This window comes from Burkholderia sp. S-53 (genome assembly GCF_025560745.1).
Lineage (GTDB): Bacteria > Pseudomonadota > Gammaproteobacteria > Burkholderiales > Burkholderiaceae > Burkholderia > Burkholderia pyrrocinia.
The window spans coordinates 1,594,055-1,620,485 of sequence record NZ_CP090483.1 but is presented as its reverse complement, the minus strand read 5'-3'; the positions used below and the strand labels follow the sequence as shown (position 1 = coordinate 1,620,485).

General features: G+C 68.2%; 21 protein-coding genes. 8 read left to right on the top strand and 13 right to left on the bottom strand.

All coding sequences use genetic code 11. The features are described from left to right. The first annotated feature begins 22 nt into the window (after positions 1–22). Complete coding sequence (locus LXM88_RS12460; protein WP_262542578.1) at positions 23–853, top strand: metallophosphoesterase; 831 nt, start codon at positions 23–25, stop codon at positions 851–853. Positions 854–912: 59 nt separating this feature from the next. Here the strand turns inward: LXM88_RS12460 and LXM88_RS12455 are convergent, their stop codons facing one another. Together LXM88_RS12455 and LXM88_RS12450 are read right to left on the bottom strand one after the other, a co-directional pair. Next, positions 913–1,077, bottom strand: a complete 165-nt coding sequence (locus LXM88_RS12455; RefSeq protein WP_262542577.1) for a hypothetical protein — start codon at positions 1,075–1,077, stop codon at positions 913–915. Between the two features lie 117 nt (positions 1,078–1,194). Beyond that, the gene (locus LXM88_RS12450; RefSeq protein WP_262542576.1) at positions 1,195–2,136 is read right to left on the bottom strand and encodes a LysR family transcriptional regulator; all 942 of its coding nucleotides are present in this window, start codon (positions 2,134–2,136) and stop codon (positions 1,195–1,197) included. 157 nt (positions 2,137–2,293) lie between these two features. On the opposite strand from LXM88_RS12450, the gene LXM88_RS12445 reads away from it, so the two are divergent. The 4 genes from LXM88_RS12445 to LXM88_RS12430 are packed head-to-tail and all read left to right on the top strand — an operon-like array spanning position 2,294 to position 7,182. Continuing rightward, entirely contained in the window at positions 2,294–3,874 is a 1,581-nt protein-coding gene (locus LXM88_RS12445) for an efflux transporter outer membrane subunit (RefSeq protein ID WP_262542575.1), read from the top strand. Between the two features lie 15 nt (positions 3,875–3,889). Continuing rightward, positions 3,890–6,094, top strand: a complete 2,205-nt coding sequence (locus tag LXM88_RS12440) for an FUSC family protein (protein ID WP_262542574.1) — start codon at positions 3,890–3,892, stop codon at positions 6,092–6,094. Beyond that, complete coding sequence (locus LXM88_RS12435) at positions 6,091–6,294, top strand: DUF1656 domain-containing protein (RefSeq protein WP_262542573.1); 204 nt, start codon at positions 6,091–6,093, stop codon at positions 6,292–6,294. Before LXM88_RS12440 ends, LXM88_RS12435 begins: the two co-directional genes overlap by 4 nt. A gap of 12 nt (positions 6,295–6,306) precedes the next feature. Continuing rightward, positions 6,307–7,182: an efflux RND transporter periplasmic adaptor subunit gene (locus tag LXM88_RS12430; RefSeq protein ID WP_262542572.1), complete on the top strand. Its 876-nt coding sequence runs from the start codon at positions 6,307–6,309 to the stop codon at positions 7,180–7,182. A gap of 36 nt (positions 7,183–7,218) precedes the next feature. On the opposite strand, the gene LXM88_RS12425 is transcribed toward LXM88_RS12430, so the two are convergent. Together LXM88_RS12425 and LXM88_RS12420 are read right to left on the bottom strand one after the other, a co-directional pair. Next, positions 7,219–8,247 (bottom strand): EpsG family protein, encoded by a 1,029-nt coding sequence (locus tag LXM88_RS12425; RefSeq protein ID WP_262542571.1) that lies wholly within the window; start codon positions 8,245–8,247, stop codon positions 7,219–7,221. Positions 8,248–8,434: 187 nt separating this feature from the next. Next, positions 8,435–10,108 (bottom strand): methyl-accepting chemotaxis protein, encoded by a 1,674-nt coding sequence (locus LXM88_RS12420; protein ID WP_262542570.1) that lies wholly within the window; start codon positions 10,106–10,108, stop codon positions 8,435–8,437. A gap of 403 nt (positions 10,109–10,511) precedes the next feature. Between LXM88_RS12420 and LXM88_RS12415 the strand changes: the two genes are divergently transcribed. Then, positions 10,512–11,750 (top strand): MFS transporter, encoded by a 1,239-nt coding sequence (locus LXM88_RS12415; protein WP_262542569.1) that lies wholly within the window; start codon positions 10,512–10,514, stop codon positions 11,748–11,750. A 66-nt stretch (positions 11,751–11,816) separates the two neighbouring features. Here LXM88_RS12415 and LXM88_RS12410 read toward each other — a convergent pair whose 3' ends face one another. Together LXM88_RS12410 and LXM88_RS12405 are read right to left on the bottom strand one after the other, a co-directional pair. Then, positions 11,817–12,614 (bottom strand): 5'-methylthioadenosine/adenosylhomocysteine nucleosidase, encoded by a 798-nt coding sequence (locus tag LXM88_RS12410; protein WP_262542568.1) that lies wholly within the window; start codon positions 12,612–12,614, stop codon positions 11,817–11,819. Then, positions 12,611–14,974 carry a UvrD-helicase domain-containing protein gene (locus tag LXM88_RS12405; protein ID WP_262542567.1) on the bottom strand — a complete coding sequence of 788 codons (2,364 nt, stop codon included), beginning with the start codon at positions 14,972–14,974 and terminating at the stop codon, positions 12,611–12,613. The genes LXM88_RS12410 and LXM88_RS12405 overlap by 4 nt, the downstream gene beginning before the upstream one ends. A 213-nt stretch (positions 14,975–15,187) precedes the next feature. On the opposite strand from LXM88_RS12405, the gene LXM88_RS12400 reads away from it, so the two are divergent. Together LXM88_RS12400 and galU are read left to right on the top strand one after the other, a co-directional pair. Continuing rightward, positions 15,188–18,055: a valine--tRNA ligase gene (locus LXM88_RS12400; protein ID WP_262542566.1), complete on the top strand. Its 2,868-nt coding sequence runs from the start codon at positions 15,188–15,190 to the stop codon at positions 18,053–18,055. A gap of 87 nt (positions 18,056–18,142) precedes the next feature. Further along, a complete protein-coding gene (gene galU, locus LXM88_RS12395; protein ID WP_096470743.1) occupies positions 18,143–19,027 on the top strand; it encodes a UTP--glucose-1-phosphate uridylyltransferase GalU in 885 nt (294 codons plus the stop codon). Between the two features lie 52 nt (positions 19,028–19,079). Here galU and LXM88_RS12390 read toward each other — a convergent pair whose 3' ends face one another. The 7 genes from LXM88_RS12390 to LXM88_RS12360 form a co-directional block, all read right to left on the bottom strand. Beyond that, positions 19,080–19,694: a DUF4136 domain-containing protein gene (locus tag LXM88_RS12390; protein WP_262542565.1), complete on the bottom strand. Its 615-nt coding sequence runs from the start codon at positions 19,692–19,694 to the stop codon at positions 19,080–19,082. A 37-nt stretch (positions 19,695–19,731) separates the two neighbouring features. Continuing rightward, entirely contained in the window at positions 19,732–22,119 is a 2,388-nt protein-coding gene (locus tag LXM88_RS12385; RefSeq protein ID WP_262542564.1) for a CHASE2 domain-containing protein, read from the bottom strand. A 10-nt stretch (positions 22,120–22,129) separates the two neighbouring features. Beyond that, positions 22,130–23,491: a FecR family protein gene (locus LXM88_RS12380; protein ID WP_262542563.1), complete on the bottom strand. Its 1,362-nt coding sequence runs from the start codon at positions 23,489–23,491 to the stop codon at positions 22,130–22,132. Further along, positions 23,488–24,192 (bottom strand): response regulator transcription factor, encoded by a 705-nt coding sequence (locus LXM88_RS12375; protein ID WP_034183383.1) that lies wholly within the window; start codon positions 24,190–24,192, stop codon positions 23,488–23,490. Before LXM88_RS12375 ends, LXM88_RS12380 begins: the two co-directional genes overlap by 4 nt. A gap of 264 nt (positions 24,193–24,456) precedes the next feature. Next, the gene (locus tag LXM88_RS12370) at positions 24,457–24,891 is read right to left on the bottom strand and encodes a peptidase (RefSeq protein WP_262542562.1); all 435 of its coding nucleotides are present in this window, start codon (positions 24,889–24,891) and stop codon (positions 24,457–24,459) included. 229 nt (positions 24,892–25,120) lie between these two features. Further along, on the bottom strand, positions 25,121–25,348 hold the full coding sequence (locus LXM88_RS12365; protein ID WP_262542561.1) for a sulfurtransferase TusA family protein: 228 nt from the start codon (positions 25,346–25,348) through the stop codon (positions 25,121–25,123). A 116-nt stretch (positions 25,349–25,464) separates the two neighbouring features. Next, entirely contained in the window at positions 25,465–26,400 is a 936-nt protein-coding gene (locus LXM88_RS12360) for a LysR family transcriptional regulator (RefSeq protein WP_262542560.1), read from the bottom strand. Positions 26,401–26,431: the final 31 nt, after the last annotated feature.

Genomic DNA, 26,431 nt, shown 5'->3' with positions numbered 1-26,431 from the left:
CGCCCACTCCGGAGCGAAGCCCGTGAAAGTCCGCGTCCTGTCCGACCTGCATCTCGAAAGCAACCAGCCCGACGTGATCGCGCATGCCGACGCGGATCTCGTCGTGCTGGCCGGCGACATCCACAATCACGCGGAAGGCCTGCGCTGGGCCGCCGAGACGTTCGACCCTGCCGTGCCGGTGATCTACGTGCCGGGCAACCACGAGTACTACGACGGGGAATTCGGCGCGCTGGAGGCGGCGATGCGCGACGCGGCGGATGCGCTCGACAACGTGCATTACCTGAACAACGGCGTCTACGTCGATCCCGAACAACGCTTCCGCGTGCTCGGCACGACGCTCTGGGCCGATTTTTCGCTGTTCGGCAGCGACGAAGCCGGCATCGCCAGCGCAATCGACGCCGCGCTGCGCGTGATGCTCGATTTCAAGGGATTGATCCAGGTGACCTGGCCGCACGACGCGGCGCTGCATGCGGCACCGGGTGCGGCGGAACGGGATTTCTCGCCGGCCGATGCGATCGCGCTGCACCGGCAAGGCCGTGCGTGGCTGGAAGCGCAGCTTGCGGTGCCCTTCGCGGGGCGGACGATCGTCGTCACCCACCATGCGCCGCACCGGCGCTCGCTGGCGGAACGCTATGCGGAAGACCTCGCGTCGGCGGGATTCGTCACGGATATGGCGGAACTCGTGCGGCCGCCGGTGGATCTGTGGATCCACGGCCACACGCATACGTCATTCGACTACGTTGCGGAAGGCGGCACGCGCGTGGTGTGCAATCCGCGCGGCTACATCCACCGGCGCACCGGCGAACTGGAAAATACCGCGTTCGCGTGGAACAAGGTCGTCGAGCTCGGCTGAACGCCGGCCCGCCCGGCCGCTTTGCGCGGCCTTCTCCGACCCGGGCCGATATGGCCCGATCAGCGTTCGTTGCGGCGCGCGCCGTGCTGGGCCGCGCGCACGCGCACCGGCACCGGCTTCATCCGCGCCTTCGCCTTCATCGCACGCAGCAGGTCGCGGGTCGCCGCGGCGGCAGCGGCCGCGCCAAGCAGGACGCCAAGGCCGATCATCAGGTGCGTATCCATTGCTACTCCGGTGTGACGTATCTCGATTACTTTAACAGTATCAAACTGTCCGACACGCGTTCGTAAAAAAATGTTGCGTGAAGGACAAATCTCGTCAGATTGCGGTCAACCGCGCTGTCATGTCGCACGCGTGTACTGCGCGAGCGCGGCTTCATCGGCTTCGAGCGTGGCCGGCAGTTCGTCGCGCAGGAAATCGACCCAGGTGCGGATTTTCGCGTCGAGGTACTGGCGCGACGGATACAGCGCGTAGATGTTCATCACGTGCGACCGGTACTCGGGCATCACGCGCACGAAGTAGCCGCTGCGCAGCCCGCCGATCGCCGAATAGAGCGGCAGCCCGCCGATCCCCATCCCCTCCCGCACGGCCACCGCGAGCGCCTCGGCGACGTTCACGCGAAACGGCGGCGCCGCGATCGGGACGACCTCGTCGCCATTCGGCCCCGACAGCGTCCAGTCGTCGTAGTGGAAGCCCGGCGTGACCATGCCGAGACACACGTGCTGCGCGAGATCGGCCGGCCGCCGCGGCACGCCATGCGCCTCGACGTAGCCGGGCGACGCGCAAACGACGCTGTAGCTCTCGCCCAGCCGCTGCGATACGAGCCCCGAATCGGGCAGGTCGCGGCCGACGACGATCGCGACGTCGTAACCCTCGTCGAGCAGGTCGGGCATCCGCTGCGCGAGCGTCAGCTCGACGTGCACGTCCGGATAGCGCTCGCGATAGCGCGCGATGGCCGGCACCAGGTAGTGCTGGCCGAGGCTCGTGAAGCAATGGACCTTCAGCTTGCCCGACGGGCGCGCGTGCGCGTCGCCGGCCTCGGCTTCGGCCTGGTCGACATACGCGAGGATCTGCTCGCAGCGCTGCAGGTAGCGCTCGCCGGCTTCGGTTAGCGCGATCCGCCGCGTCGTGCGGTTCAGCAGGCGCGTGCGCAGGTGCGCCTCGAGATCCGAGACCGCGCGCGACGCATAGGCGGTGGTCGAATTCATCTGCTGGGCCGCCGCGGTAAAGCTCCCCGCGTCGACCACGCGGACGAATACCCGCATGTTTTGTAACGTATCCATCCCATTACCCGTTTGAATCCGGACGGATTGTTGCACAGAGGCGAACAAGTATTGTCTCAGGATTCGTAAAAATGACTTGCACCGTTGTCCATTTATTCAGGAATCACTGAAAAATATAATCGCATCCGACTCATCTATATCCGAAAGGGAGAAAATCGTGCAGTCTCCGGCGACAAAAGGGACGCTCGCACTGGCGGTTCTTGCAGTCTCATTAATAATGGCCGGATGCGCGAGCATGGGCGACAACAAACCGCAGTCGGCCCGCATCGACGCGAACGCGCTCGACGCCGGCGCTGCCATCCGCGCGGCCGACCGCGACGCGGGCTGGCCCGCGGCCGACTGGTGGCGCGCCTACCGCGATCCGCAACTCGATTCGTGGATCGCCGCCGCCCAGGCCGGCAACCCGACGCTCGCGGCCGCCGAGGCACGCGTACGCGAAGCGCAGGCGATGGCGCGCGTCGCCCGCTCTGCCGAACTGCCGCAGATCAACGGCAACCTGTCGCTGATGCGCGAGCACTGGCCCGACAACGTGTTCTACGGCCCGGGCCCGCTCGCGAACGCCGATACCTGGAACAACACCGGCACGCTCGGCCTGTCGTATCACCTCGACCTGTGGGGCAAGGACAAGAACGCGACCGAGCGCGCGCTCGACACCGCGCATGCGACCGCCGCCGACGCGCGTGCGGCGAAGCTCGAGCTCGAAGTCAACGTCGTGCGCGCGTATGTCGGCATGTCGATGAACTATGCGCTGCTCGACCTCGCGCACGAAACGTTCGAACGCCAGCGCTCGCTCGCCGATCTCGCCCGCAAGCGGCTGCAGGCCGGCCTCGGCACGCAGCTCGAAGTGAGCCAGGCGGAATCGACGCTGCCCGACTACGAGCGCCAGATCGACAGCTATGAAGAAGCGATCCAGCTCGCGCGCCACCAGCTCGCCGCACTGGCCGGCAAGGGCCCGGGTGCCGGCGACGCGATCAAGCGGCCGCAGCTTTCGCTCGACGCACCGGCCGGCCTGCCGTCGGCGCTGCCGGCCGACCTGCTCGGCCGCCGCCCCGATGTGGTCGCGGCGCGCTGGACGGTCGACGCGCAGGCGCGCGGCATCGATGTCGCAAAGGCCTCGTTCTACCCGAACATCGACCTGCTCGCGACGGTCGGCGGCTTCGGCGTGACCGCACCGTTTACCGACTTCCTGCGCGCGATGAACGGCGGCTGGACGGCCGGCCCCGCGCTGTCGCTGCCGATCTTCGAAGGCGGCCGGCTGCGCGCGCAGCTCGGCGCGGCGAATGCCGGCTACGACCAGGCGGTCGAGCGCTACAACCAGACGATCGTCGGCGCGCTCAAGGACATCGCCGACCAGGTCGTGCGGATCCGCTCGCTCGATACGCAGAAGAAGGATGCCGCGCGCTCGGTGGCCGCCAACGACCGCAGCTACCAGTTGTCGCGCGAAGGCTTCCGCCGCGGGCTGACCGATTACGTGAACGTGCTGATCGCACAACAGCAGTTGCTGCGCGCGCAGGAAACGGCGGCCCGCATCGACGCGGAACGCCTTGCCGCGCACGCGCAGCTGATGGCCGCGCTCGGCGGCGGCGTCGAGACGGGCAAGGACGTTCCCGCCGGCGACGTACCCGCCGCGGGCGCCGCAGCATCGGCCGCCGCGTCGGGCGCGAAGCCCGTGGCAACGGTCGCCCGCCCCGCGCAGGTCGCCGCCGCCGGCGCGTCCGGCGTGCCGGCCGCACGGTAACGCGGAGCGCTCGTCATGTCAGCCTCCTCCCCCGCTTCCACGCACGCCGGCGGCACGCTCGCGGCCTGGTCCGCCGCGTTCGGCGACTGGGCCCGCAGCGACGGCGCCGCGTGGCTCTACCTGTTCAAGGCGCTGCTCGCCGCGTTCATCGCGACCGGCGTGTCGATGCGGCTCGACCTGCCCGCGCCGAAAACGGCGATGACGACGGTGTTCATCGTGATGCAGCCGCAAAGCGGCGCGGTGCTCGCGAAGAGCTTCTACCGCGTCGCCGGCACGATCTTCGGGCTCATCGCGACGCTCACGTTCGTCGGCTTGTTTCCGCAGCAGCCGCAACTGTTCCTGCTGGCGGTCGCGCTGTGGGTCGCGCTGTGCACGGCCGGCGCCGCGCGCAACCGCAACTTCCGCAGCTACGGCTTCCTGCTGGCCGGCTATACGACCGCGCTGATCGGGCTGCCCGCGTCGCAGCACCCGGACGGCGCGTTCATGAGCGCGATGACGCGCGTGGCCGAAATCATGGTCGGGATCGTGTCGGCCGGGGTGGTCAGCGCGCTCGTGTTTCCGCAGTACACGGGCGAGCAGATGCGCACGACGGTACGCAAGCGCTTCGGCAGCTTCGTCGACTATGTCGCGTCGGCGCTGTCGGGCCAGCTCGACCGCGCGCATATCGAAACCATCCATACGCGCTTCGTCGCCGACGTGGTCGGTTTCGAGGCTGCGCGCAGCATGGCCGTGTTCGAGGATCCGGACACGCGGATGCGCAGCGGCCGCCTCGCGCGGCTGAACAGCGAGTTCATGAGCGCGTCGAGCCGTTTCCATGCGCTGCACCAGCTGATGAACCGGCTGCATGCGGCCGGCGCGCAGGCCGCGATCGACGCGATCGAGCCGTACTTCCGCGAGATCGCGCCGCTGCTGATGACACGCGCCGGCGAACCCGTGCGCACGTCGACCGACGCGGGGCACGCGGCCGGGCAACTGCTCGCGTGGCGCGACGCGCTGCCGCGCCGCATCCGCGCGACGCGCGCGGCGCTCGAAACGCAGCCGGATTTTCCGCTGCTCGACTTCGATACGGCCGCCGAGCTGCTGTACCGCTTCATCACCGACCTGCACGAGTACGCGGCGACCTATGCGTCGCTGTCGACCGCAACGCACGAACGCGAACGCTGGATCGAGCGCTACGAGCCGCGCACCAACATGACGGCGATGGTGATCGCGGCGATTCGCACCGCGACCGTGATCCTCGTGCTCGGCTGGTTCTGGATCGAAACCGCGTGGCCGAGCGGCGTGACGCTCACGCTGACGGCGGCGGCCACCTGCGCGCTCGCGTCGTCGACGCCGCGCCCGACCGCGATGTCCGCGCAGATGGGCATGGGGACGGCTCTCGCCGTCTGCACGGGTTTCCTGCTGACGTTCGGCATCTATCCGCACATCGACGGCTTCCCGCTGCTGTGCGTCGCGCTCGCGCCGCTGCTCGCGATCGGCATCTTCATGACGCTGAAGCCGAAGCTCGCGGGCTACGGGATGGGCTACCTGATTTTCTTCAGCTTCCTCGCCGGCCCGGACAACATCACGCACTACGACCCGACCAGCTTCATGAACGACGCGCTCGCGCTCGTGCTGTCGATGCTGGTCTCGGCGATCGCGTTCGCGGTGCTGTTCCCGCCGACCGCGCCATGGCTCAAGAAACGGCTGTTCGCGGACCTGCGCCACCAGGCCGTCGCGGCCTGCCATGCGCGGCTCGCCGGCCTGCGCACGCGCTTCGAGAGCGGCGCGCGCGACCTGATGTACCAGGCGCATACGCTGTCGGCCGACCAGCCCGACGTGCAGCGCGACGCGCTGCGCTGGATGTTCGCGGTGCTCGAAACCGGCAACGCGGCGATCGACCTGCGCCACGAGCTGGCGACGCTGCCGTCCGACCCGCGCTATGCGCCGTCGATGCCGTGGCGTCGTGCGATCGAGGCGATGCGCGCCGCATTGTCGACGTTGTTCGCGAAGCCGGACGCCGTGCGCTTCGATGCGACGCTCGCCGCGACCAATGCCGCGATCGACGCGACCCGGCAGGCGCTCGACGTGTTCGCACCGACGCGCGACGAGCGCCACCGGCTGCAGCGCATCCTGAGCCATCTGCATTTCGTGCGCACCGCGCTGCTCGATCCGGAATCGCCGCTCGAGCCGCTTTACCGCAACCGCCCCGTGCGTCCCCAACCAGGAGCCTCGTCATGATGCCGCGTGAAATCGCCATTCTCGATGCCTACATGCCCACGGTGGTGCTGATGTTCGTCGTCGGCGCGCTCGCGACCTGGGCCGTCGACCGCGTGCTCGCCTATACGGGCCTCTACCGTCTCGTCTGGCACCCGTCGCTGTTCCGTGCCTGCCTTCTCGTCTGCATTTGCGGCGGACTGAGTCTTGCCGTTTACCGTTGATTCCGAACCATCATGATTCTCAGAAAACTCTTCGGCTTCGTCGCGACCGCCGTCATCCTTCTCGTCGCGATCCTGATCGGGCGCTCGCTGTGGGTGCACTACATGGACGATCCGTGGACGCGCGACGGGCGCGTGCGCGCCGAGATCGTCAACGTCGCGCCGGACGTGTCGGGCGCGATCGTCGAGTTGCCCGTGCATGACAACCAGCTCGTGAAAAAGGGCGACCTGATCATGCAGATCGACCCGTCGCACTACCAGATCGCGGTCGAGCAGGCACAGGCGGCCGTCGCCGCCCGCCGCGCGGAACTGCAGATGCGCCGCGACGACGCGGCACGCCGCGCGGATCTCGATGCGCTCGTCGTGTCGAAGGAAAACCGCGAGAACGCGGCGCACAGCGCGTCGAGCGCCGATGCGCAGTACCAGCAGGCGATCGCCGCGCTCGACGCCGCGAAGCTCAACCTCGAGCGCACGCGCGTCGTCGCGCCGGTCGACGGCTACATCACGAACCTGCAGACGTTCAAGGGCAATTACGCGGTGGCCGGCCAGGCGAAGCTCGCGATCGTCGACAGCCACTCGTTCTGGGTCTACGGCTACTTCGAGGAAACCAAGCTGCCGCGCGTGAAGATCGGCGCGCCGGCCGAAATGCGACTGATGAGTGGCGGCGTGATGAAGGGCCGCGTCGAAAGCATCTCGCGCGGCATCTACGATCGCGACAACCCGCAAAGCCGCGATCTCGTCGCGGACGTGAACCCGACCTTCAACTGGGTGCGCCTCGCGCAGCGCGTGCCGGTGCGCATCCGGATCGACGAAGTGCCGGCCGACGTGGTGCTGTCGGCGGGCACGACGTGCACGGTCATCATCGATCCGGACCAGCGGAAGAAGTCGTAAGCGCGGGACGGCCGGGCGCCGCGCGCCCCGGCCGTATCATTCCCAGAAGAACCGGTAAGGCAGGAACGGCGACGGACCGAGCCCGGATTCGCCGAGCATGTTGCGCAGGCGCATCGCAAAGCCGATCGCGCCGATCACGACGAGTACGGCGATCACGTACCGGCGCCGCATGCCCGGCATGCGCTGCAGCGGCACGAACTGGCAGTTCATCGCGAACAGCACGAGCCACTGGAAACGCAGGCCCGCATAGCTGACTCGTGCGAGCGCGAAACTCGCGATCTCGCACGCGAACAGGAACGCCAGCGTACGCGGCATGCGCGCCAGCAGCACCCAGCCGGCAGCGAACGTCAGCAGCGCGAGGACGAGCGGCGCGCTGCCCGACATCTGCGCCGGCGGCGTGAAGGCCGCATAGAGGCCGACCTTCGCCAGCAGCGCCTCGTGATGCATCGCGAACAGCACGCCGCCGATCGCGACCGCCAGCCCCGCGTAGCGCAGCAGGCGCAGCCGCCGGACCTGCAGCAGCACGACAAGCAGCACCGCCGACACATGCATGCTGGCAGCCATGGCCGCCAGCGCGATCGACGCGGCATGCCGCCTGCGCTCCCACGCGTCCGATGCGATCTTCGCCACACAGAACGCGACGCCATAGCGTAGACCGCTCATCGCCATGTCGTAGAAGAACAGCGGAAAGATCAGCGTGGCGAACACGCACGCGTCCTCGGCGGTCCGGCCGAACGCGACGACGCACGCGACGACGACCATCAGCGACAGGATCGCTGTCACGATGCGCGGATCGTGTCCGAGCCATTCGAGTGTGCGCACGAGCCATACGAAACCCGGCTCGAGGGTACGCGGCACGACCTTCAGGTTGCCGCTCCAGATGCCGGCCACGATGTCCTGGTAAATCGCCGTGTCGGTACCCGTCCGGCCGCGCAACACGGCAAACGCAGCGGCCGGTGCGATGCCCGCCGCAAGCCACCGCCACGCGGCCATGCGCGTACGCATGCCGATCGCGGCGGATACGAGCATGCACACGTAGCCGCTCAGGTAAATCGTCGTTGTCATTGTCATGACCCGTTCGACGCGCTGCCGCACCGGTGTCGATGCACGCGCCGCGGGTTCCGGCCCCAAACTTTGTGGAAGCGCATTGTAGGGGATTGCGCGCCGCTCGACTGCCCGGTTTTGTCACCGATCGACAGCTGAACGACGCCATGCGTGCATCGCGGGTGGCCGGCCCGCGACCGCGCGTCGCTCAGGCCGCGATGCGAAACCGCCCGACCAGCGACTTCAACGCCTGAGCCTGTTCGTCGAGCGCGTTCGCGGCAGCGGCAGCCTGTTCGACGAGCGCCGCATTCTGCTGCGTGCCGGCGTCCATCTGCGTGACCGCGCGGCCGATCTCTTCGATCCCGGCGCTCTGCTCGTCCGATGCCGCCGAAATCTCGCCGATGATGTCGGTCACGCGCTTGACCGCGCGCACGACGTCGCCCATCGTGCGGCCCGCATCGTGCGCGAGCGCCGCGCCGTTCGCGACGCGCTCGACCGATGCGCCGATCAGCGCGCGGATCTCCTTCGCCGCGGTCGCCGCGCGCTGCGCGAGCAGGCGCACCTCGCCAGCGACCACCGAGAAGCCGCGCCCCTGTTCGCCGGCGCGCGCGGCCTCGACCGCCGCATTCAACGCGAGAATGTTGGTCTGGAACGCGATCCCTTCGATCGTGCCGATGATCTCGCGAATGTTCTTCGCGCTGTCGTCGATCTCGCTCATTGTCGCGACCACGCGCCCGACGACTTCCCCGCCCGTTTCCGCAACGGCCGACGCATTGGCCGCGAGCGTGCTCGCCTGCCGCGCGTTCTCGGCGTTCTGCCGCACGGTCGACGTGAGCTGCTCCATGCTGGCCGCCGTGCGTTCGAGCGCGACGGCCTGCTGCTCGGTGCGCCGCGACAGGTCGAGATTGCCGGTCGAGATCTCGCCGGACGCGGCCGCGATGGCCTCGGCGCTGACGGCGATCTCGCCGACGGTCGCCGCGAGCCCCGTCTGCATCTCGGCCAGCGCGCGCACCATGCTGTCGCGGTCGTGCCGGCCGAGCGCGATCGGCCGCGTCAGGTCGCCGCGCGCGATGTCGGCGGCAATCGCCTTCGCGTGCGCGGGCTCGCCGCCGAGCTGCGACGCGAGGCGCCGCACGACGCGTTCGGCGATCGCGATCGCGAGCACGATCAGCGCGGCCGTCATGACCGCGATCATCGCAAACGACGACGAGAAGATGGTGGCGGATGCATCGAGCGTCGCCTTCGACTTTTCGCCGCGCGTCTTCACGAGTACGGCGACGAGCTTTTCGAGCTTGCCGGTTTCGACCAGCAGCGACACGTCCTGCGTGCCGACCTGCCAGTTCATCTGCGACAGGTCGAGCGGCTGCGCGCGCACGAGCGCGACGAAATCGCGCAGATGCGCGCTCCACGTGCCGACGGCCGTCGAGAACGCACGCAGCCGCGCCGAATCGTCGGCGTCGGCCGGATCCGCATAACGCTGCAGCGTGGCGAGCGCCTTGCCGATCGACGCGAGCCCCGCGCCGACCTCGGCGCCCAGCTCGTCGCGCTCCTTTGCGGTGGTCGCGGTCAGCAGCATCTTCTGTGCACGGCTCGCCCGCAGCACCTCGGCCCGGACTTCCTGCGCCGCGCGGCTCGCGACGTGGCCCTGCTCGTAGACCGATGAGATCGACGCGTTCAGCCGGCTGATCTGCCACAGCGAAAACACGCCGATCGCGAGCGTGCCGGCCAGCAGGATCGCGAACGCGGCGCGCAAGGTCGCCTTGACGGTCCACGGCCGGCGCTCGCGCCGCGCCGCGCGCGGGCGCCGTGCGGCGCGGCCGGCGGCAACGTCGGGTGCGGCGGCGGCCGCACCTGGCTGCGAATGCAATGATGCTGCTTTCATCGATATATCCCCGTATGGATCACGCTGCCGGAAAGGTCGGTCCCGGCGGTCCGCGATGGCAGGCCATGCCGCGCGTCCTGCGCCCGCCCGGCGGGTAGCCGGTGCCGGACGCGGCGCACCTGTTGTCATTGGGTCGTTCAACGGCCGCCACCGCCGTTTCTTGAGTCCGGTAAAACACGCACCGGGCCACGACGCGGCCCCGCTGACGGGCGGACGCGCCGCCAGCGTTATACCCGGTCAAAAAAACGGGCAACGACCGATCTGTCGGACGAATGTCCGATTCGCGATAAAACTTGGCCTGACATTCCCGATGCGCCACATTACACTTCTTTGACGCATCAACGATTCAACACGCGCCGATCCCCATCAGAGCGCGCCCGCTACCTCAACTCGTTCAGCTCACATGGAAACCAGCCTCGACACCGGAGCCGTCGGCGCAGCCGCCGCCCAGCCGTCCGCGCCACCCGCACCCCGCACCGTCTATCCGGTGCTTGGCGCGATCAGCTTTTCGCACATGCTCAACGACATGATCCAGTCGTTGATCCTCGCGATCTATCCGATGCTCAAGAGCCAGTTCGCGCTGTCGTTCGCGCAGATCGGCCTGATCACGCTCACCTACCAGATCACCGCGTCGCTGCTGCAGCCGCTCGTCGGCCTCTATACCGACAAGCGTCCGAAGCCGTATTCGCTGCCGGTCGGCATGGGCTTCACGCTCGCGGGGCTGCTGCTGATGTCGGTTGCGCCGAGCTTCCCCGTGCTGCTGGTGGCCGCGGCGCTCGTCGGCTGCGGCTCGTCCGTGTTCCATCCTGAATCGTCGCGCGTCGCGCGGATGGCGTCGGGCGGCCAGCACGGGCTCGCGCAGTCGGTGTTCCAGGTCGGCGGCAACGCGGGTTCCGCGCTCGGGCCGCTGCTCGCCGCGCTCGTGATCATTCCGCACGGCCAGCACAGCATCGCGTGGTTCTCCGCGGCCGCGCTCGTCGCGATGGTCGTGCTCACGCAGATCGGCCACTGGTACAAGAAGCATCCGTCGATGAAGAAGAAGGCCGCGGCGGCCGGCCACCCGACGCTGTCGCGCGGCCGCGTGATCGGCGCGATGGGCGTGCTGGTGCTGCTCGTGTTCTCGAAGTACTTCTACCTCGCGAGCATCAACAGCTATTTCACGTTCTACCTGATCGACAAGTTCCACCTGTCGGTGCAGGCCGCGCAGATCCACCTGTTCGTGTTCCTCGCGGCCGTGGCGGCCGGCACGCTGATCGGCGGGCCGGTCGGCGACCGGATCGGCCGCAAGTACGTGATCTGGGTGTCGATCCTCGGCGTCGCGCCGTTCACGCTGCTGCTGCCGTACGCGAACCTGTTCTGGACGAGCGTGCTGACCGTGATCATCGGCATCGTGCTGGCGTCGGCGTTCGCCGCGATCCTCGTCTATGCGACGGAGCTGATGCCCGGCAAGGTCGGGATGGTCGCGGGCCTGTTCTTCGGCTTCGCGTTCGGCCTCGGCGGCGTCGGCGCGGCCGTGCTCGGCCAGCTCGCCGACGCGACGAGCATCACGTTCGTCTACAAGGTGTGCTCGTTCCTGCCGCTGATCGGCGTGCTGACGGTGTTCCTGCCGAACCTCGAAAGCAGCCGGCGCAAGAGGGCGTGACGAGCCGGCCGCGGCGTGCGCGCCGCGGCCGGTCGAACGGCTTGAACGGAGAAAACGACGGCGGCTTCAGGCCGCCGTCGTCGCATGCAGCGTCAGGAAACGCTTGAGGATGCCGGACGAATAGCTGCTCGCGATCGCCGACAGGAAGTGCGAGAACGACTGCGTCGCGTGATCGTCGGCCGTATCGGAAATCGTGCGCACGAGCGCGAACGGCACGTCGTGCTCCGCGCACACCTGCGCGATCGCGGCGCCTTCCATTTCGACCGCGAGCGCGTCCGGCAGCGCGTCGCGCAGCGCGACGACCTCGCGCTCGCTCGACACGAAGCGGTCGCCGCTGATGATGAGCCCTGCGTGCAGCGCCGCGCCGGCGAGCCCGAAACGTTCGGCGAACATCGCGCCCTCTTCCGCGACGAACTGCGTGCACGCGGCCCTGAGACGCGCCGTCAGTGCCGCGTCGGTCGCGAAGCGCGTGATGCCGAGCAGCGGCACCTCGTAGCGCGGAAAGAGCGGCGACGCGTCGAGATCGTGCTGCAGCAGCGTATCGGCCACGACGACGTCGCCGACACGCACCGTACGCGACACGCCGCCCGCGACGCCGGTAAACACGACGCCCGCGACGCCGAACACGTGGATCAGCGCGCTGACCGTCGCGGCGGCCGCGACCTTGCCGACCCGTGCGAGCGTGACCACGCAGGCCGCGCCGTGCACGGTGCCGACGTGATATTCGCGGCGGCCGAGCGTGACCGTCTTCATTGCGCCGTCGGCGCGCATCGCGGCGATCAGGTCGCCGAGTTCCTCGGGCAGCGCGGCCAGAATGCCGAGCGGGCGAGCCGCAGGTGTCACATCCATGTCGATGCCCATCATTCCACCGCCTGCAGTTTCGCGACCGCGAGCGCGAGCCACTTCTCGCCGTGCCGCTTGAACTTCACCTGCGCCTTCGCATCGGTACCGTTGCCTTCGAGCGCGGTGACCGTGCCTTCGCCGAACTTGGTATGGAACACCTGCTGGCCGACCCGGAAGCCGGCATCGGCCGCGCGCTGCTTGTCCGCGAACGCGGGCAGCGGCGCGGTCACGGCCGCGTCGACGATCTGCTCGCGGCTGCCGCCACCCGGCCGCGCGAACCAGTCGCGCCCGTACCCGGCGTTGTCCGAACGCCCGCCCCAGCGCGAACCGGCCTCGACCTTCGGCGTCAGCCACTTCAGCACGTGCTCCGGCAACTCGTCGAAGAAGCGCGAGCGCACGTTGTAGCGCGTCTGGCCGTGCAGCATCCGGCTCTGCGCGAACGACAGGTAGAGCCGCTCCTTCGCGCGCGTGATCGCGACATACATCAGCCGGCGCTCCTCCTCGAGGCCGTCCGATTCGAGCACGCTGTTCTCGTGCGGGAACAGCCCTTCCTCGAGGCCCGTGATGAACACGGCCGAGAATTCGAGCCCCTTCGCCGCGTGCACCGTCATCAGCTGCACGGCGTCCTGCCCGGCCTGCGCCTGGTTGTCGCCGGCCTCCAGCGATGCATGCGACAGGAAACCGGCGAGCGGCGTCATCGTGTCGGGGTTCTGCGCCGGGTCGCCGGGCGATGCGGGATCGAGTACCTCGACCGCCGGATCGTCCGTCGCCGTGCCGAGTTCGGGCGCCGCGATCGCACCCGCGCGCAGCGGGATCGAGCGGGCCGGCGTGTCGAGCCCGTAGCCTTCCTCCGCGACGAACGCGGTGGCCGCGTTCACGAGTTCCTGCAAGTTCTCGAGACGGTCCTGCCCTTCGCGCTCGCCCTGGTAGAAATCGGCGAGGCCGCTCGCGCGCACGACGTACTCGACCGTGTCCGGCAGGTTCATCTGCTGCGTCTCGGCGCGCATCTTCGCGACCAGGTTCGCGAACCCGCCCAGGCTCGTGCCGGCCTTGCCCGTCACGTACGGGATCGCGGCCGCCATCGAGCAATCGTAGAGGCGCGCCGCATCGGCGAGCTGCTCGATCGAGCGCGCACCGATTCCGCGGGTCGGGAAGTTCACGACCCGCACGAACGCCGTGTCGTCGTTCGGGTTGTCGATCAGGCGCAGGTACGCGAGCGCATGCTTCACTTCCTGGCGCTCGAAGAAGCGCAGGCCGCCGTACACGCGGTACGGGATGCCCGACGACATCAGCGTGTGCTCGATCGAGCGCGACTGCGCGTTGCTGCGGTACAGGACGGCCACTTCGCTGCGCGCCATCCCGGTGTTGATCAGCGAGCGGATCTCCTCGACGATCCAGCCGGCTTCCTGCGAATCGGTACTCGCCTCGTACACGCGCACGGGCTCGCCGTGGCCCGCGTCGGTGCGCAGGTTCTTGCCGAGGCGGTGCGCGTTGTTCGAGATCAGCTGGTTCGCCGCGTCGAGGATGTTGCCGTGCGAACGGTAGTTCTGCTCGAGCTTGATCAGGTTGCGCACGCGGAATTCGTCTTCGAAGTCGCGCATGTTGCCGACGTTCGCGCCGCGGAACGCGTAGATCGACTGGTCGTCGTCGCCGACCGCGAAGATCGCGTTCTGGCCGCCCGCGAGCATCTTGAGCCACGCGTACTGCAGCTTGTTGGTGTCCTGGAACTCGTCGACGAGGATGTGCTTGAAGCGCGCCTGGTAATGCGCGCGCAGCGGCGCGTTGTACGCCAGCAGTTCGTAGCAGCGCAGCAGCAGCTCGGGGAAATCGACGACGCCCTCGCGCTGGCACTGCTGGTCGTATGCCTGGTACAGCTCGACGAACTTGCGGTTGAAGCTGTCGGTCGCGTCGACCTTGTCGGGACGCAGCCCCTGCTCCTTCGCGTTGTTGATGAAGTACTGGACGTTCTTCGGCGGGTACTTCTCGTCGTCGACGTTCGCCGCCTTCATCAGCCGCTTGATCGCGGACAGCTGGTCGGCCGTATCGAGGATCTGGAAGGTCTGCGGCAGGCCGGCGTCGCGCCAGTGCGTGCGCAGCATCCGGTTGCACAGCCCGTGGAACGTGCCGATCCACATCCCGCGCGTGTCGATCGGCATCATCGCCGACAGGCGCGCCATCATCTCGCGCGCGGCCTTGTTCGTGAAGGTCACGGCAAGCACGGTGGGCGGCGACGCGTAGCCCTGCTGGATCAGCCACGCGATGCGCGTGATCAGCACGCGGGTCTTGCCGCTGCCCGCCCCTGCGAGGATCAGCGCCGGTTCGTTCGGCAACGTGACGGCGGCGTGTTGTTCGGGGTTCAGATTGGCGAGCAGATCGGGCATGGAGCGGCGGCGGACGGGCGTAAGAAAAGCGGACCCGCCATTATAAGTCGGCCGCGCGATGCCGTTCCCGATCCGTTCGGACACACGTCGCAAGCACGTTGTGGCCGCGTCGCGACGGGCCCGCGCCGGCAATGCGATGGCTGGCCGATGGGCATCCATTTATAATTGTCAGATTCGGCATCCAATTCACGCATTTTTCGGCAGATTTCCAACATGAGCGACAACACGCTTGCGAAGAGCTTCGAGCCCCACACCATCGAGTCCCAATGGGGGCCGGAGTGGGAAAAACGCGGCTATGCCGCCCCGGCAATCGACCCGTCCCGCCCCGATTTCGCGATCCAGTTGCCGCCGCCGAACGTGACCGGCACGCTGCACATGGGCCACGCGTTCAACCAGACGATCATGGACGGCCTCGCCCGCTATCACCGGATGCTCGGCGAGAACACGCTGTGGGTGCCCGGCACCGACCACGCGGGGATCGCCACCCAGATCGTCGTCGAGCGCCAGCTCGACGCGCAGGGCGTGTCGCGCCACGACCTCGGCCGCGAGAAGTTCGTCGAGCGCGTATGGGAATGGAAGCAGCAGTCCGGCTCGACGATCACGGGCCAGGTGCGCCGTCTCGGCGCGTCGACCGACTGGTCGCGCGAATATTTCACGATGGACGACAAGATGTCGGCCGCCGTGCGCGACGTGTTCGTCACGCTCTATGAACAGGGCCTGATCTACCGCGGCAAGCGCCTCGTCAACTGGGATCCGGTGCTGCTCACCGCGGTGTCGGATCTCGAAGTCGCGAGCGAAGAGGAAAACGGCCACCTGTGGCACATCCGCTACCCGCTCGTCGACGGCTCGGGCTCGCTGACCGTCGCGACGACGCGCCCCGAGACGATGCTCGGCGACGTCGCGCTGATGGTCCATCCGGAAGACGAGCGCTACGCGCCGCTGATCGGCAAGCTCGTCACGCTGCCGCTGACGGGCCGCGAGATCCCGGTGATCGCCGACGACTACGTCGACCGCGAATTCGGCACGGGCGTCGTGAAGGTCACGCCCGCGCACGACTTCAACGACTACCAGGTCGGCCTGCGCCACAACCTCGCACCGATCGAGATCCTGACGCTCGACGCGAAGATCAACGACAACGGTCCCGAGCAGTATCGCGGCCTCGACCGCTTCGACGCGCGCAAGGCGATTGTCGCCGATCTCGATGCGCTGGGCTTCCTCGACTCCGTGAAGCCGCACAAGCTGATGGTGCCGCGCGGCGACCGCACGGGCGTCGTGATCGAGCCGATGCTGACCGACCAGTGGTTCGTCGCGATGACGAAGGCGGCGCCGGAAGGCACGTTCAATCCGGGCAAGTCGATCACCGAGACGTCGCTCGACGTCGTGCGCAGCGGCCAGATCAAGTTCGTCCCGGAAAACTGGACGACCACCTACTACCAGTGGCTCGAGAACATCCAGGACTGGTGCATCTCGCGCCAGCTGTGGTGGGGCCACCAGATTCCCGCGTGGTACGGCGAGAACGGCGAGGTGTTCGTCGCGCGCAACGAGGAAGAGGCGCGCGCGCAGGCCGCCGCGAAGGGCTATGCGGGCGCGCTGAAGCGCGACGAAGACGTGCTCGACACGTGGTTCTCGTCGGCGCTGGTGCCGTTCTCGTCGCTCGGCTGGCCGAACGAAACGCCTGAGCTGAAGCACTTCCTGCCGTCGTCGGTGCTCGTCACCGGCTTCGACATCATCTTCTTCTGGGTCGCCCGGATGGTGATGATGACCACGCACTTCACCGGCAAGGTGCCGTTCCATACCGTCTACGTGCACGGCCTCGTGCGCGACGCGGAAGGCCAGAAGATGTCGAAGAGCAAGGGCAACACGCTCGACCCGATCGACATCGTCGACGGCATCGATCTCGAGACGCTGGTCGCGAAACGCACGACGGGCCTGATGAACCCGAAGCAGGCCGCGACGATCGAGAAGAAGACGCGCAAGGAATTCCCGGACGGCATCCCCGCGTTCGGCACCGACGCGCTGCGCTTCACGATGGCGTCGATGGCGACGCTCGGCCGCAACGTGAACTTCGACCTCGCGCGCTGCGAAGGCTATCGCAACTTCTGCAACAAGCTGTGGAACGCGACGCGCTTCGTGCTGATGAACTGCGAAGGCCACGACTGCGGCGCCGACAAGCCGGAAGTCTGCGGCGCGGGCGACTGCGGCCCCGGCGGCTACCTCGATTTCTCGGCGGCCGACCGCTGGATCGTGTCGCTGCTGCAGCGTACCGAGGCGGACATCGCGAAGGGCTTCGCCGACTACCGCTTCGACAACGTCGCGACCAGCATCTACAAGTTCGTGTGGGACGAGTACTGCGACTGGTATCTCGAACTCGCGAAGGTGCAGATCCAGAACGGCACGCCGGAACAGCAGCGCGCCACGCGCCGCACGCTGCTGCGCGTGCTCGAAACGGTGCTGCGCCTCGCGCACCCGGTCATCCCGTTCATCACCGAGGCGCTCTGGCAGAAGGTTGCGCCGCTCGCCGGCCGCTATCCGCAGGGCAAGGCCGAAGGCGAAGCGTCGCTGATGACGCAGGCGTATCCGGTCGCCAACCTGCAGAAGATCGACGAGGTGTCCGAGCAGTGGGCGGCCGACCTGAAGGCGATCGTCGACGCATGCCGCAACCTGCGCGGCGAGATGAACCTGTCGCCGGCGACGAAGGTACCGCTGCTCGCGGCCGGCGATGCCGAGCGCCTGCGCTCGTTCGCGCCGTACGTCCAGGCGCTCGCGCGTCTGTCGGAAGTGCAGATCCTCGCGGACGAGGCCACGCTCGACAAGGAAGCGCACGGCGCACCGATCGCGATCGTCGGCCCGAACAAGCTGGTGCTGAAGGTGGAAATCGACGTCGCGGCCGAACGCGAGCGCCTGTCGAAGGAAATCGCGCGCCTGACGGGCGAGATCGCGAAGTGCAACGCGAAGCTCGGCAACGAGGCATTCGTCGCGAAAGCGCCGCCGGCCGTGGTCGAACAGGAGCAGAAGCGCGTCGCCGAATTCCAGAGCACGCTCGAGAAACTGCGTGCGCAGCTCGATCGGTTGCCGGCGTAACAAACCGTAAGGCCGTTTGCGTTCACTATAATGCGGACGTGAACATAGACCGTCTGACAAGTCGATTACAGGAATAAAGGTTCGATCATGTTGAAAGTCACCAAGGCGGTATTCCCCGTTGCCGGTCTCGGCACGCGGTTCCTCCCGGCAACAAAGGCGAGCCCGAAGGAAATGCTGCCGGTCGTCGACAAGCCGCTGATCCAGTACGCGGTCGAGGAAGCGATCGCCGCGGGCATCACCGAGATGATCTTCGTCACCGGGCGCAGCAAGCGCGCGATCGAGGATCATTTCGACAAGTCATACGAGATCGAGGCCGAACTCGAGGCGCGCGGCAAGGAAAAGCTGCTCGAGCTCGTGCGCAGCATCAAGCCGAGCCATGTCGACTGTTTCTACGTGCGCCAGCCGGAAGCGCTCGGCCTCGGCCACGCGGTGCTGTGCGCGGAGAAGCTCGTGGCGGACAACCCGTTCGCGGTGATCCTCGCGGACGACCTGCTCGACGGCAACCCGCCCGTGATGAAGCAGATGGTCGACGTGTTCGACCACTATCACAGCTCGGTGATCGGCGTCGAAGAGATCCCGCCGTCGGAGACGAAGTCGTACGGGATCGTCGACGGCAAGGAATGGGAAGAGTCGATCGTCAAGATGTCGGCGATCGTCGAGAAGCCGGCGCCGGAAGTCGCGCCGTCGAACCTCGGCGTGGTCGGCCGATACATCCTGAAACCGCGGATCTTCCAGCACCTGCGCGCGCTGAAGCCGGGTGCGGGCGGCGAGTTGCAGCTCACCGACGCGATCCAGGCGCTGCTCGCCGATGAACAGGTGCTGGCCTACAAGTACCAGGGCACGCGCTACGATTGCGGCAGCAAGCTCGGTTACCTGAAGGCAACGGTCGAATTCGCGCTGCGCCATCCGGAAGTCGCCGCGGAATTCGACGAATACCTGCGCACGCGCGGCGGCGCGCAACCGGCCGCCTGAACGCGGCAGCGGCTCGCCCCGGCGGGCCCGCCCTCACCTCACCGGCCGGCGCTCAGCGCACTTCGGCCGGCTTCACCGAGACGACGCCCGGCATCCCGCCCGCGTCGTCTTTTTTCATCTTGACGAGCCAGCCGTCGCCCGCGTCGAACGGCACCTTCGCGAGCGCGCTCGTCACGAGCGCCGGCGCGGCCTGCTGCGTGCCCGGTTCGCGATCGCGCAGCGCGGCCGTCACGCGATAGACGTCGGCGCCCGATTTGGCATCGACGAAACGCAGCGTCAGCACATGGCGGTACACCTTGCCCGCGAACGGCAGCGCGAGCGGCGACGGCCCGTCGACGGTCACGCACGCGCTGCTCGCGGCGCCGCACTGGTCGGCGCTGGCCGCGACCGCCGCCGGCTGCGTCGCGTACGCGACCGACAGCCGGTAGCGCGCGTCCTTGAGCGGCTGCGCGTCGAAACCGCGACGCGCGAGTTCGTCGCGCACGAGCGTCTCGATCTGCCGGTATTCGGTGTCGTCGGCCTGCGCGGCCGTCCGGACGAAATCGTAGCCGTGCACGCCGGATGCAAACGCATTCGGCTGCCCGACCGCACTCACGCCGCTCGTCAGGCCGGCGCAGCCCGTCAACAGCGACGCCGCAAGCGCGGCCGCTGCCCATTCCTTTCTCATGGCTTTCCCCAAATACCTGCCGTCGTGCCCGGCCCTGTCAGGCGGACGGCTCGTCGATCGCGGGCAGCGACACCGTCACCGCGGTGCCGACACCCACTTCGCTGTCGACCGACACGCTGCCCCCATGGCGCGTGACGACCGTCTTCACGAATGCCATGCCGAGCCCGGAACCCGAGATCTCGGGCCGCTCGCCGGCATGGAATCGCTTGAAACGCTCGAACAGATGCCGTTGATCTTCCGGCGCAATGCCGTACCCCTGATCGCGAATCGTACAGAACATTCGCTTCGACGCGTGCTCGACCGTCAGCGTACACGTGATCACGGTGTCGGACGGACTGTATTTGACCGCGTTGTTCAGCAGGTTCACGAACGCGCGCGTGATCAGCGAACGATCCGCGCGCACCCAGCACATGTCGGCGCCGACCTCGGTGTCGATGCGGATGCGCTTCGCCTGCGCCTGCGGCCATACCTCGTCGCTCGCATCGATCAGCACGTCGACGAGGCTCGTCACCTCGAGCTGGTACGCCTGCGACTCCGCGCGCGCCAACTGCACGAACTCGTCGGCAAGCGACAGCGCGCGGTGCGCGTAGCGCTCGATCCGCGCGAGCAGCCCGCGCATCGCGTCGGTCTCGACGCGGTCGCGCTCGATCTCGACGAGCGCGAGGATCGACGACTGCCGCGAGCGCATGTCGTGCGACAGCAGGTGCAGCGCTTCCTCGCGATGCCGCTCGGCCGCGTGCAGTTCGGTCACGTCGACGAGGCCGGCAATCCAGCCCGTCACGCGGCCCTGCGCGTTCGTGCACGCGGCGTAGCGTAGCAGATGGTCGAGGCCGTCGCGATCGCGCACCTCGATGCCGCGCGCCATGGCATCGTGCTCGTCCTCGAGCGTCGGGTCGAGCACGGCCGGCCAGTGCTCGCGGATCGCCGCGTCGTGTTCCGCGTTGCCGTCGACGGTCTTCATGAACGTCAGCTCGCCGAGCGCGGTGCGCAGCGGCCGCCCTTCCGGCAGCGGCAGCGCGAGCCGCGACCCGTAGCGCTTCGCCGCATGGTTCGCGATCAGCACGGTACCGGCCAAGTCGGTCACGAAGATCGGCTCGGGCATGCTGTCGAGGCTGTCCCACACGAAGCGCTTCATGTCCTGCACGCGCTGCGCGGCTTGCGCCATCAGCGCCATCTGGCGCTCGAGCACGTCGCCGCCGACGCTGCGCGTGCGCGGCGCCTCGGGCAGCAGGTGCGGTTCGTCGGCGAGCCGCTGCAGCTCGCGGCGCAGGTACGACATCGTCATTTCGAGGCGCCGCCAGTTCCAGATCGGGTAGACGCCGATCAGCCCGAAGATCGCCGGCGCCGGCGACAGCCAGATGCGCGCCTCGAACAGCAGCGCCGTGCTCGCGACGACGGCGAGCGCGGCGAGGCTCAGCGTCAGCAGCAGCGCGCGCCACGGCGACAGCATCAGGAAGCCGCCCAGCAGTGCGGCGAGCGGCAGCAGCGACGCGGCGAACAGCCCCGCGCGCGACACGGGCGAAATCGCGCTGCCGGTCGCCAGCATGTCGAGCACGTTGGCGTGGATATACACGCCGGCGAGCGGGCCGAAATCGCCTGATACGGGGGTCGCGAAGCGGTCGTACAGCCCCGACGCGGTCACGCCGACGACGACGATCTTGCCGCGCAGCGCGTCGGGCTTCACGCGCCCCTCGAGCACGTCGTCGAACGACACCGTCGGATAAGCGGGCGTGTTGCGGCTGAACGGGATCAGGTAGCGGCCCTCGCCGTTCGCGTCGCGCGACAGGTCGTGCGCGTTCGCGCCCGGCGCGCCGCCGGCCGGATGCAGCCGGCCGGCCTGGATCGCGCGGTACACGGGCACCATCAGTTGCGGCCAGCGCACGCGGCCGTCGCTTTCGAACAGCGCGACGCTGCGCACGATGCCGTCGGGATCGACTTCGAGGTTGATGTGACCGAGCCCCGTCGCGCGCGCCGCAAGCGCGGCCACCGGCGGATCGACGGTACGCGAGCCGTCCGCCTGCTCGGGGCTCAGCAGCACCGGCAGGAAGGTCGGTACGTGGCTCATCGCGTCCGCGAACGCGCGATCCTCCGGCGACGGCTCGGTGAACAGGACGTCGTAGACGACGGCGGCCGGCTGCGCGCGCGCCAGCGTGTCGAGCAGCCGCGCATGCACGTCGCGCGACCACGGCCAGCGGCCGAGCGCCGACACGCTCTGGTTGTCGATGTCGACGACAACCACGTCGGGCGACAGCGGCAGGCTGCGCAGCATCAGCAGCCGGTCGTAGATCAGCCCGTCGACGCTCGACGACAGGCGGCCGAGCGCGCACGCGAGGATGACCGCGATCCCGAGGCAGCCGATCGCGATCCATTCGATCAGGAAGCGGCGGCCGAGATGCCGCCGTGGGGAAACGGAGTCGGGTTTCATGCGCCGCGGGTCAGCGCGACAACGTGAATGCGTTGACCGGACTGGTCTTCTCGTAGAACTTGCCGCCCTCGAATTCCTCGACGGTTACGGCCCAATAGTAGTCGCCGGGCGGCAGGTGCGCGATGGTGATCTTGCGCGCCTGCAAGCCCATCTGGTCGACGACCGGCGCGCTCAGGTCCTTCGAGCGCGACAGCACGAACCGGTAGTGCGCGTCCTGCCCCGCGCCGTTCGGCGACCAGCGGAACTCATAGCCGTTCGCGCCGGGCGAAGCGCTGGCGTCGAGCCCCATCAGGCGCCGCTCGAATGCATAGATGCGCGACACACCTTCGAGGCCGTTGGCATCGATCGCGGCGACTCGCACGAAATACGTGCCGTTCGGCACGTCGCGGAACAAGGCTCGCGACGCAACGGTGCGCGTTTCGCGGAACACGTCGAGCATCCCCGCGTCGTGCGCGAGCTGCAGGTGATACGCATGCGCCTGCGCAAGCGGCGTGACGTCGAACGCGATGTCGGAGTCGTCCTGCACCTTCTCGGGATGCGCGAGTGCCGGCGCCTGCAACAGCGCGACCGGCGCACCGACCGCGCCGGACGACGTGCTGACGCTACCGAAATTCGCGTGCACGAGCGTCGGGGCGGCCGGCTGCCGGTTGCCCGCGACGCCTACGGTGCCGTCGAGCACTTCGACGCGCGTCGACGCATTGCCGGCCGCGTCGTAGTTCACGCGAAAGCGCGTGCCGCGCACGCCGGCCACGACCGACGGCGAGCGGATCTGGAAGCGGTCGTCGCGTTTCTTCAGATGGGTGACCTCGCTGTCGACCGAGCCGCGCGTGAGTTCGAACTCGCGATCGAGCGTGCCGGTCAGCACGGTGCGGCGCAGCGCCTTCAGGTCGAGCTGGCTGTCGGGCGGCAGGCTCATGTGCGTGCCGTCGGAAAGCTCGATCGTGACGAAACCGTTCGCGCCGGTGCGCACGCGGTCGCCCTCGGCGAGCGTCGCATCGTTCGCAAGCGGCGCGTAAGCATCGCCGGACGCGCGCTCGGCCGTGCCTTGCACCGCGACGACGCGTGCGGTCAGCTTTTCCTTGCGCAGGCGCGCGACCGGCAGCTTCAGCGCGACGCCGGGTTGCAGCTGCTTCGGCGCCGGAACGCGGTTGATCTGCTGGAGCAGTTGCCAGTCGTCCGCACCCTGCAGGTAGCGCGCGGCGACGTCGTACAGCGTGTCGCCGGCCTGCGTGCGGTAGACGACCATTTTGCCCGCGGCAGCGGGCGGCTGTGCTGCCGCATGCTGCGCGGCAAACGCAAACGCAACCGCGCAGGCCGTGCGCAGCGCGATCGTGCGCAGGTTCGCCGTGCGCTGCGTGATTCCCGTGGTCACTCCGGTTCTCCCTGACCGACCCGTTCGAGCCTGTAGCCGTAGCCGTAGATCGGCGCGAGGCGATAGCCGTTTTCGGGCCGCAGGCCGAGCTTGGTGCGCAGCATCGAGATGTGCGTATCCATCGTGCGCGACGGGATGTCGGTCGCCTGCTTCCACACGAGATCGAGAATGTGCGCGCGCGACAGCGGCCGGTCGAGATGCTGGAACAGCAGCAGCGCGAGCTCGAATTCCTTCTGCGTCAGGCTCACGGGCTTGTCGCCGACATAGGCCTGCTTCAGGTTCACGTCGAAACGGAACTGGTCGAATTCGCGAACGGTCGCCTCGGCGTTGACCGGATACGCACGGCGCAGCAGCGAGCCGATGCGCGCGCGCAGGATCGGGCCCGACACGGGCTTGACCACGTAGTCGTCGGCGCCGGCGTTGAGGATCTGCGTGATCCCCGCCTCGTCGTCGCGGCTCGTCATGAAGATGATCGGCAGGCTGTGCTCGGTCTGGTTGGCGCGCACCCACTTGAGCACTTCCTCGCCGGACATGTCGGGCACGTTCCAGTCGAGCACCAGCAGATCGAACGTCTCGCGCTGCAGGCGCTTCTTCAGGGCCTTGCCTTCCTTGAACGCATAACACGTGTGGCCAACGGCCGTCAGCGTTTGACTGACAAAATCCGTCTGGGCCGGATCGTCATCCAGTACAGCAATTCTCATAGCACCCCGCAAATCGAAATCGATCCGTCCAGTTCAGCTCCCCGCCCTCTCCCCGCAGCGCAACGCGCGCGGCTTCCGGATACCGGCCGGCGAGCCATCGTTCGCCGCTCGCGCCACCTGCGCAAACCGGCGACCCCGGCAAATATCTCAAAAACGGGGCACGGACGAACCGGCGATTTCACCATAGTAGTATGAAATTCGCCAAGTAATCGCGCGGACTACGTTCTTTCTTCGAATAATCCTTCCGGTCGCGCAATCTGACGCCTAATCGGCGCCCGCGATGCCGGCCACCGGCTCGGCGAAATCGTCGGCCGGCAGGTGCTGCAACAGCGATTGCGACGGCACCGGTTGCGCAAGCATGCGCTGCAACTGTCCGCGCACGCGCTCCCACGCGGTGGCCGCATAGTCGGGCTGGCCCGCCGCCCATGCCTGCGCCAGATCGAACACGCGCTCGATCGTCGCACCGCAGTAGGTCGGGCCCGAGCCGTCGTCCTGCGCGGCATCGCGCAGCCGTTCGTCGAGCCACTCGGCCAGCCACGGCATCTCGGCCGCGGCCGAATCGGCGTAGGCCTCCAGCGCGGCACGCGCGTGGCGGTCCTGTTGCGGATCGAGCTCGATCCGGCTCAATTCCGACGCACGCTCGAGCGCATGGCATTCCGCTCCGGACGGACTTCGAAGGGTCCCTGGTCTGAAGGACATGTCCTCTCCCCGTTGTACGACGGTAGCGTCAGGCATGGCTCCCGTGCCCGCCGCGCGACGTACCGTGGCCGGCACCTCCGCTGGGAGCGGACGACCGGCCGGGTCAGTATACGCAGCCGGTCACGAAGCGAGGTTTAAGAATTGTCAGAGGCTCGACCGGCCGGGCGCCGGGCATTGCCGGCCCGTGCACCGCGAACGGACGCCGCGGCCGGGCGCGCGAGGCAGGCCGTCAGCGGCGGCGCATCAGGAACACGTAGGTCTTGTCCTGCGTCGTCGATTCGACGATCTCGTTGCCCGTCTGCTTCGCGAACGCGGCGAAATCGCGCTGCGAGCCGGGATCGGTCGCGAGCACCTTGAGGATCTGCCCGCTTTCCATATCGGCAAGCGCTTTCTTGGCACGCAGGATCGGCAACGGGCAATTGAGCCCGCGCGCGTCCACTTCCTTGTGAATCTGCATCGGCTGTCGACCTTCGAATGTCGCGCCACACGTGGCGCGGGAGGAAGCCGCGATTTTACCGCAGCGCCGCGGCGCCCGCCCGGGCAGCCCACCGCCCGGCGCCGCGGGCACCGGCGTCACGCGCCGGAGAAGCCGCCCGCGAGCCGTTCGCGCAGGTGCCGCACGAGCGCGCGCACCGCGCTCGGCACGACCGGGCTGTACGGGCGGATCGCGAAGATGTGGTCGCCGAACGCGCCCGACGGCCGCCAGCCGTCGAGCAGCGCGACGAGCCGGCCGGCGTCGAGATCGCGCCGCGCGCTGAAATCGGGCAGCAGCGCAATGCCGAGCCCGCCGAGCGCGGCCTCGCGCATCGCCTCGCTGTTGTTCGCCGCGAAGCTGCCGCGCACCGGCACGCTCACGCGCTCGCGCCGCCGGCCGTCCGGCTCGAAGCTCCACGCGGCCGGTTCGTTGTCGCGCAGGTAGCACAGGCAGCTGTGATCGACGAGTTCGCTCGGGTGCCGCGGCGCACCGCGCGCGTCGAGGTAGTCGCGGCTCGCGACGAGCAGCGAGCGCGTGTCGCACAGCTTCCACGCGACGTGGGTCTGCGGCGCGGTGGTCGTATGGCGGATCGCGAGGTCGAAGCCCTCCTGCGTCAACGAATGCAGCCGGTCCGACAGGTCGAGCTCGATGTGCACGCCCGGATGCTGACGCAGGAAATCGGGCAGGTGCGGCACGACCTGCTGGCGCCCGAGCGCGACCGGCGCCGTTACGCGCAACAGGCCGCGCGGCTCGCCGGCCAGGTCCTTCACGCGCGCGAAATGCTGCCCGATCGACTCGAACGCGTCGCGCGTGCTGTCGACGAGCGTCTGGCCCGCATCGGTGAGCCGCACGCTGCGCGTCGTGCGGCGCACGAGCGGCACGCCGGCCGCCTTTTCGAGATCGGCGATGCGCTGGCTCATCGCCGCCTTGCTGATGCCGAGCCGCTGCGCGGCGGCCGTGAAACTGCCGGCCGCGGCCAGTACCGTCAGCGAATGGATATGCGGCCAGAGTGCCTGGACATTTTGCTGATTCATTCGTCGATTATTCAGAATTCTGAACAGTGAA

Coding starts and splice junctions, on each gene's coding strand:
- LXM88_RS12405 (WP_262542567.1), bottom strand. CDS start 14,974: ATGCCCGATCTGCTCGCCAATCTGAACCCCGAACAACACGCCGCCGTC.
- LXM88_RS12425 (WP_262542571.1), bottom strand. CDS start 8,247: ATGACAACGACGATTTACCTGAGCGGCTACGTGTGCATGCTCGTATCC.
- LXM88_RS12450 (WP_262542576.1), bottom strand. CDS start 2,136: ATGGATACGTTACAAAACATGCGGGTATTCGTCCGCGTGGTCGACGCG.
- LXM88_RS12430 (WP_262542572.1), top strand. CDS start 6,307: ATGATTCTCAGAAAACTCTTCGGCTTCGTCGCGACCGCCGTCATCCTT.
- LXM88_RS12390 (WP_262542565.1), bottom strand. CDS start 19,694: ATGAGAAAGGAATGGGCAGCGGCCGCGCTTGCGGCGTCGCTGTTGACG.
- LXM88_RS12360 (WP_262542560.1), bottom strand. CDS start 26,400: ATGAATCAGCAAAATGTCCAGGCACTCTGGCCGCATATCCATTCGCTG.
- LXM88_RS12410 (WP_262542568.1), bottom strand. CDS start 12,614: ATGATGGGCATCGACATGGATGTGACACCTGCGGCTCGCCCGCTCGGC.
- LXM88_RS12415 (WP_262542569.1), top strand. CDS start 10,512: ATGGAAACCAGCCTCGACACCGGAGCCGTCGGCGCAGCCGCCGCCCAG.
- galU (WP_096470743.1), top strand. CDS start 18,143: ATGTTGAAAGTCACCAAGGCGGTATTCCCCGTTGCCGGTCTCGGCACG.
- LXM88_RS12370 (WP_262542562.1), bottom strand. CDS start 24,891: ATGTCCTTCAGACCAGGGACCCTTCGAAGTCCGTCCGGAGCGGAATGC.
- LXM88_RS12455 (WP_262542577.1), bottom strand. CDS start 1,077: ATGGATACGCACCTGATGATCGGCCTTGGCGTCCTGCTTGGCGCGGCC.
- LXM88_RS12435 (WP_262542573.1), top strand. CDS start 6,091: ATGATGCCGCGTGAAATCGCCATTCTCGATGCCTACATGCCCACGGTG.
- LXM88_RS12440 (WP_262542574.1), top strand. CDS start 3,890: ATGTCAGCCTCCTCCCCCGCTTCCACGCACGCCGGCGGCACGCTCGCG.
- LXM88_RS12420 (WP_262542570.1), bottom strand. CDS start 10,108: ATGAAAGCAGCATCATTGCATTCGCAGCCAGGTGCGGCCGCCGCCGCA.
- LXM88_RS12375 (WP_034183383.1), bottom strand. CDS start 24,192: ATGAGAATTGCTGTACTGGATGACGATCCGGCCCAGACGGATTTTGTC.
- LXM88_RS12400 (WP_262542566.1), top strand. CDS start 15,188: ATGAGCGACAACACGCTTGCGAAGAGCTTCGAGCCCCACACCATCGAG.
- LXM88_RS12365 (WP_262542561.1), bottom strand. CDS start 25,348: ATGCAGATTCACAAGGAAGTGGACGCGCGCGGGCTCAATTGCCCGTTG.
- LXM88_RS12385 (WP_262542564.1), bottom strand. CDS start 22,119: ATGAAACCCGACTCCGTTTCCCCACGGCGGCATCTCGGCCGCCGCTTC.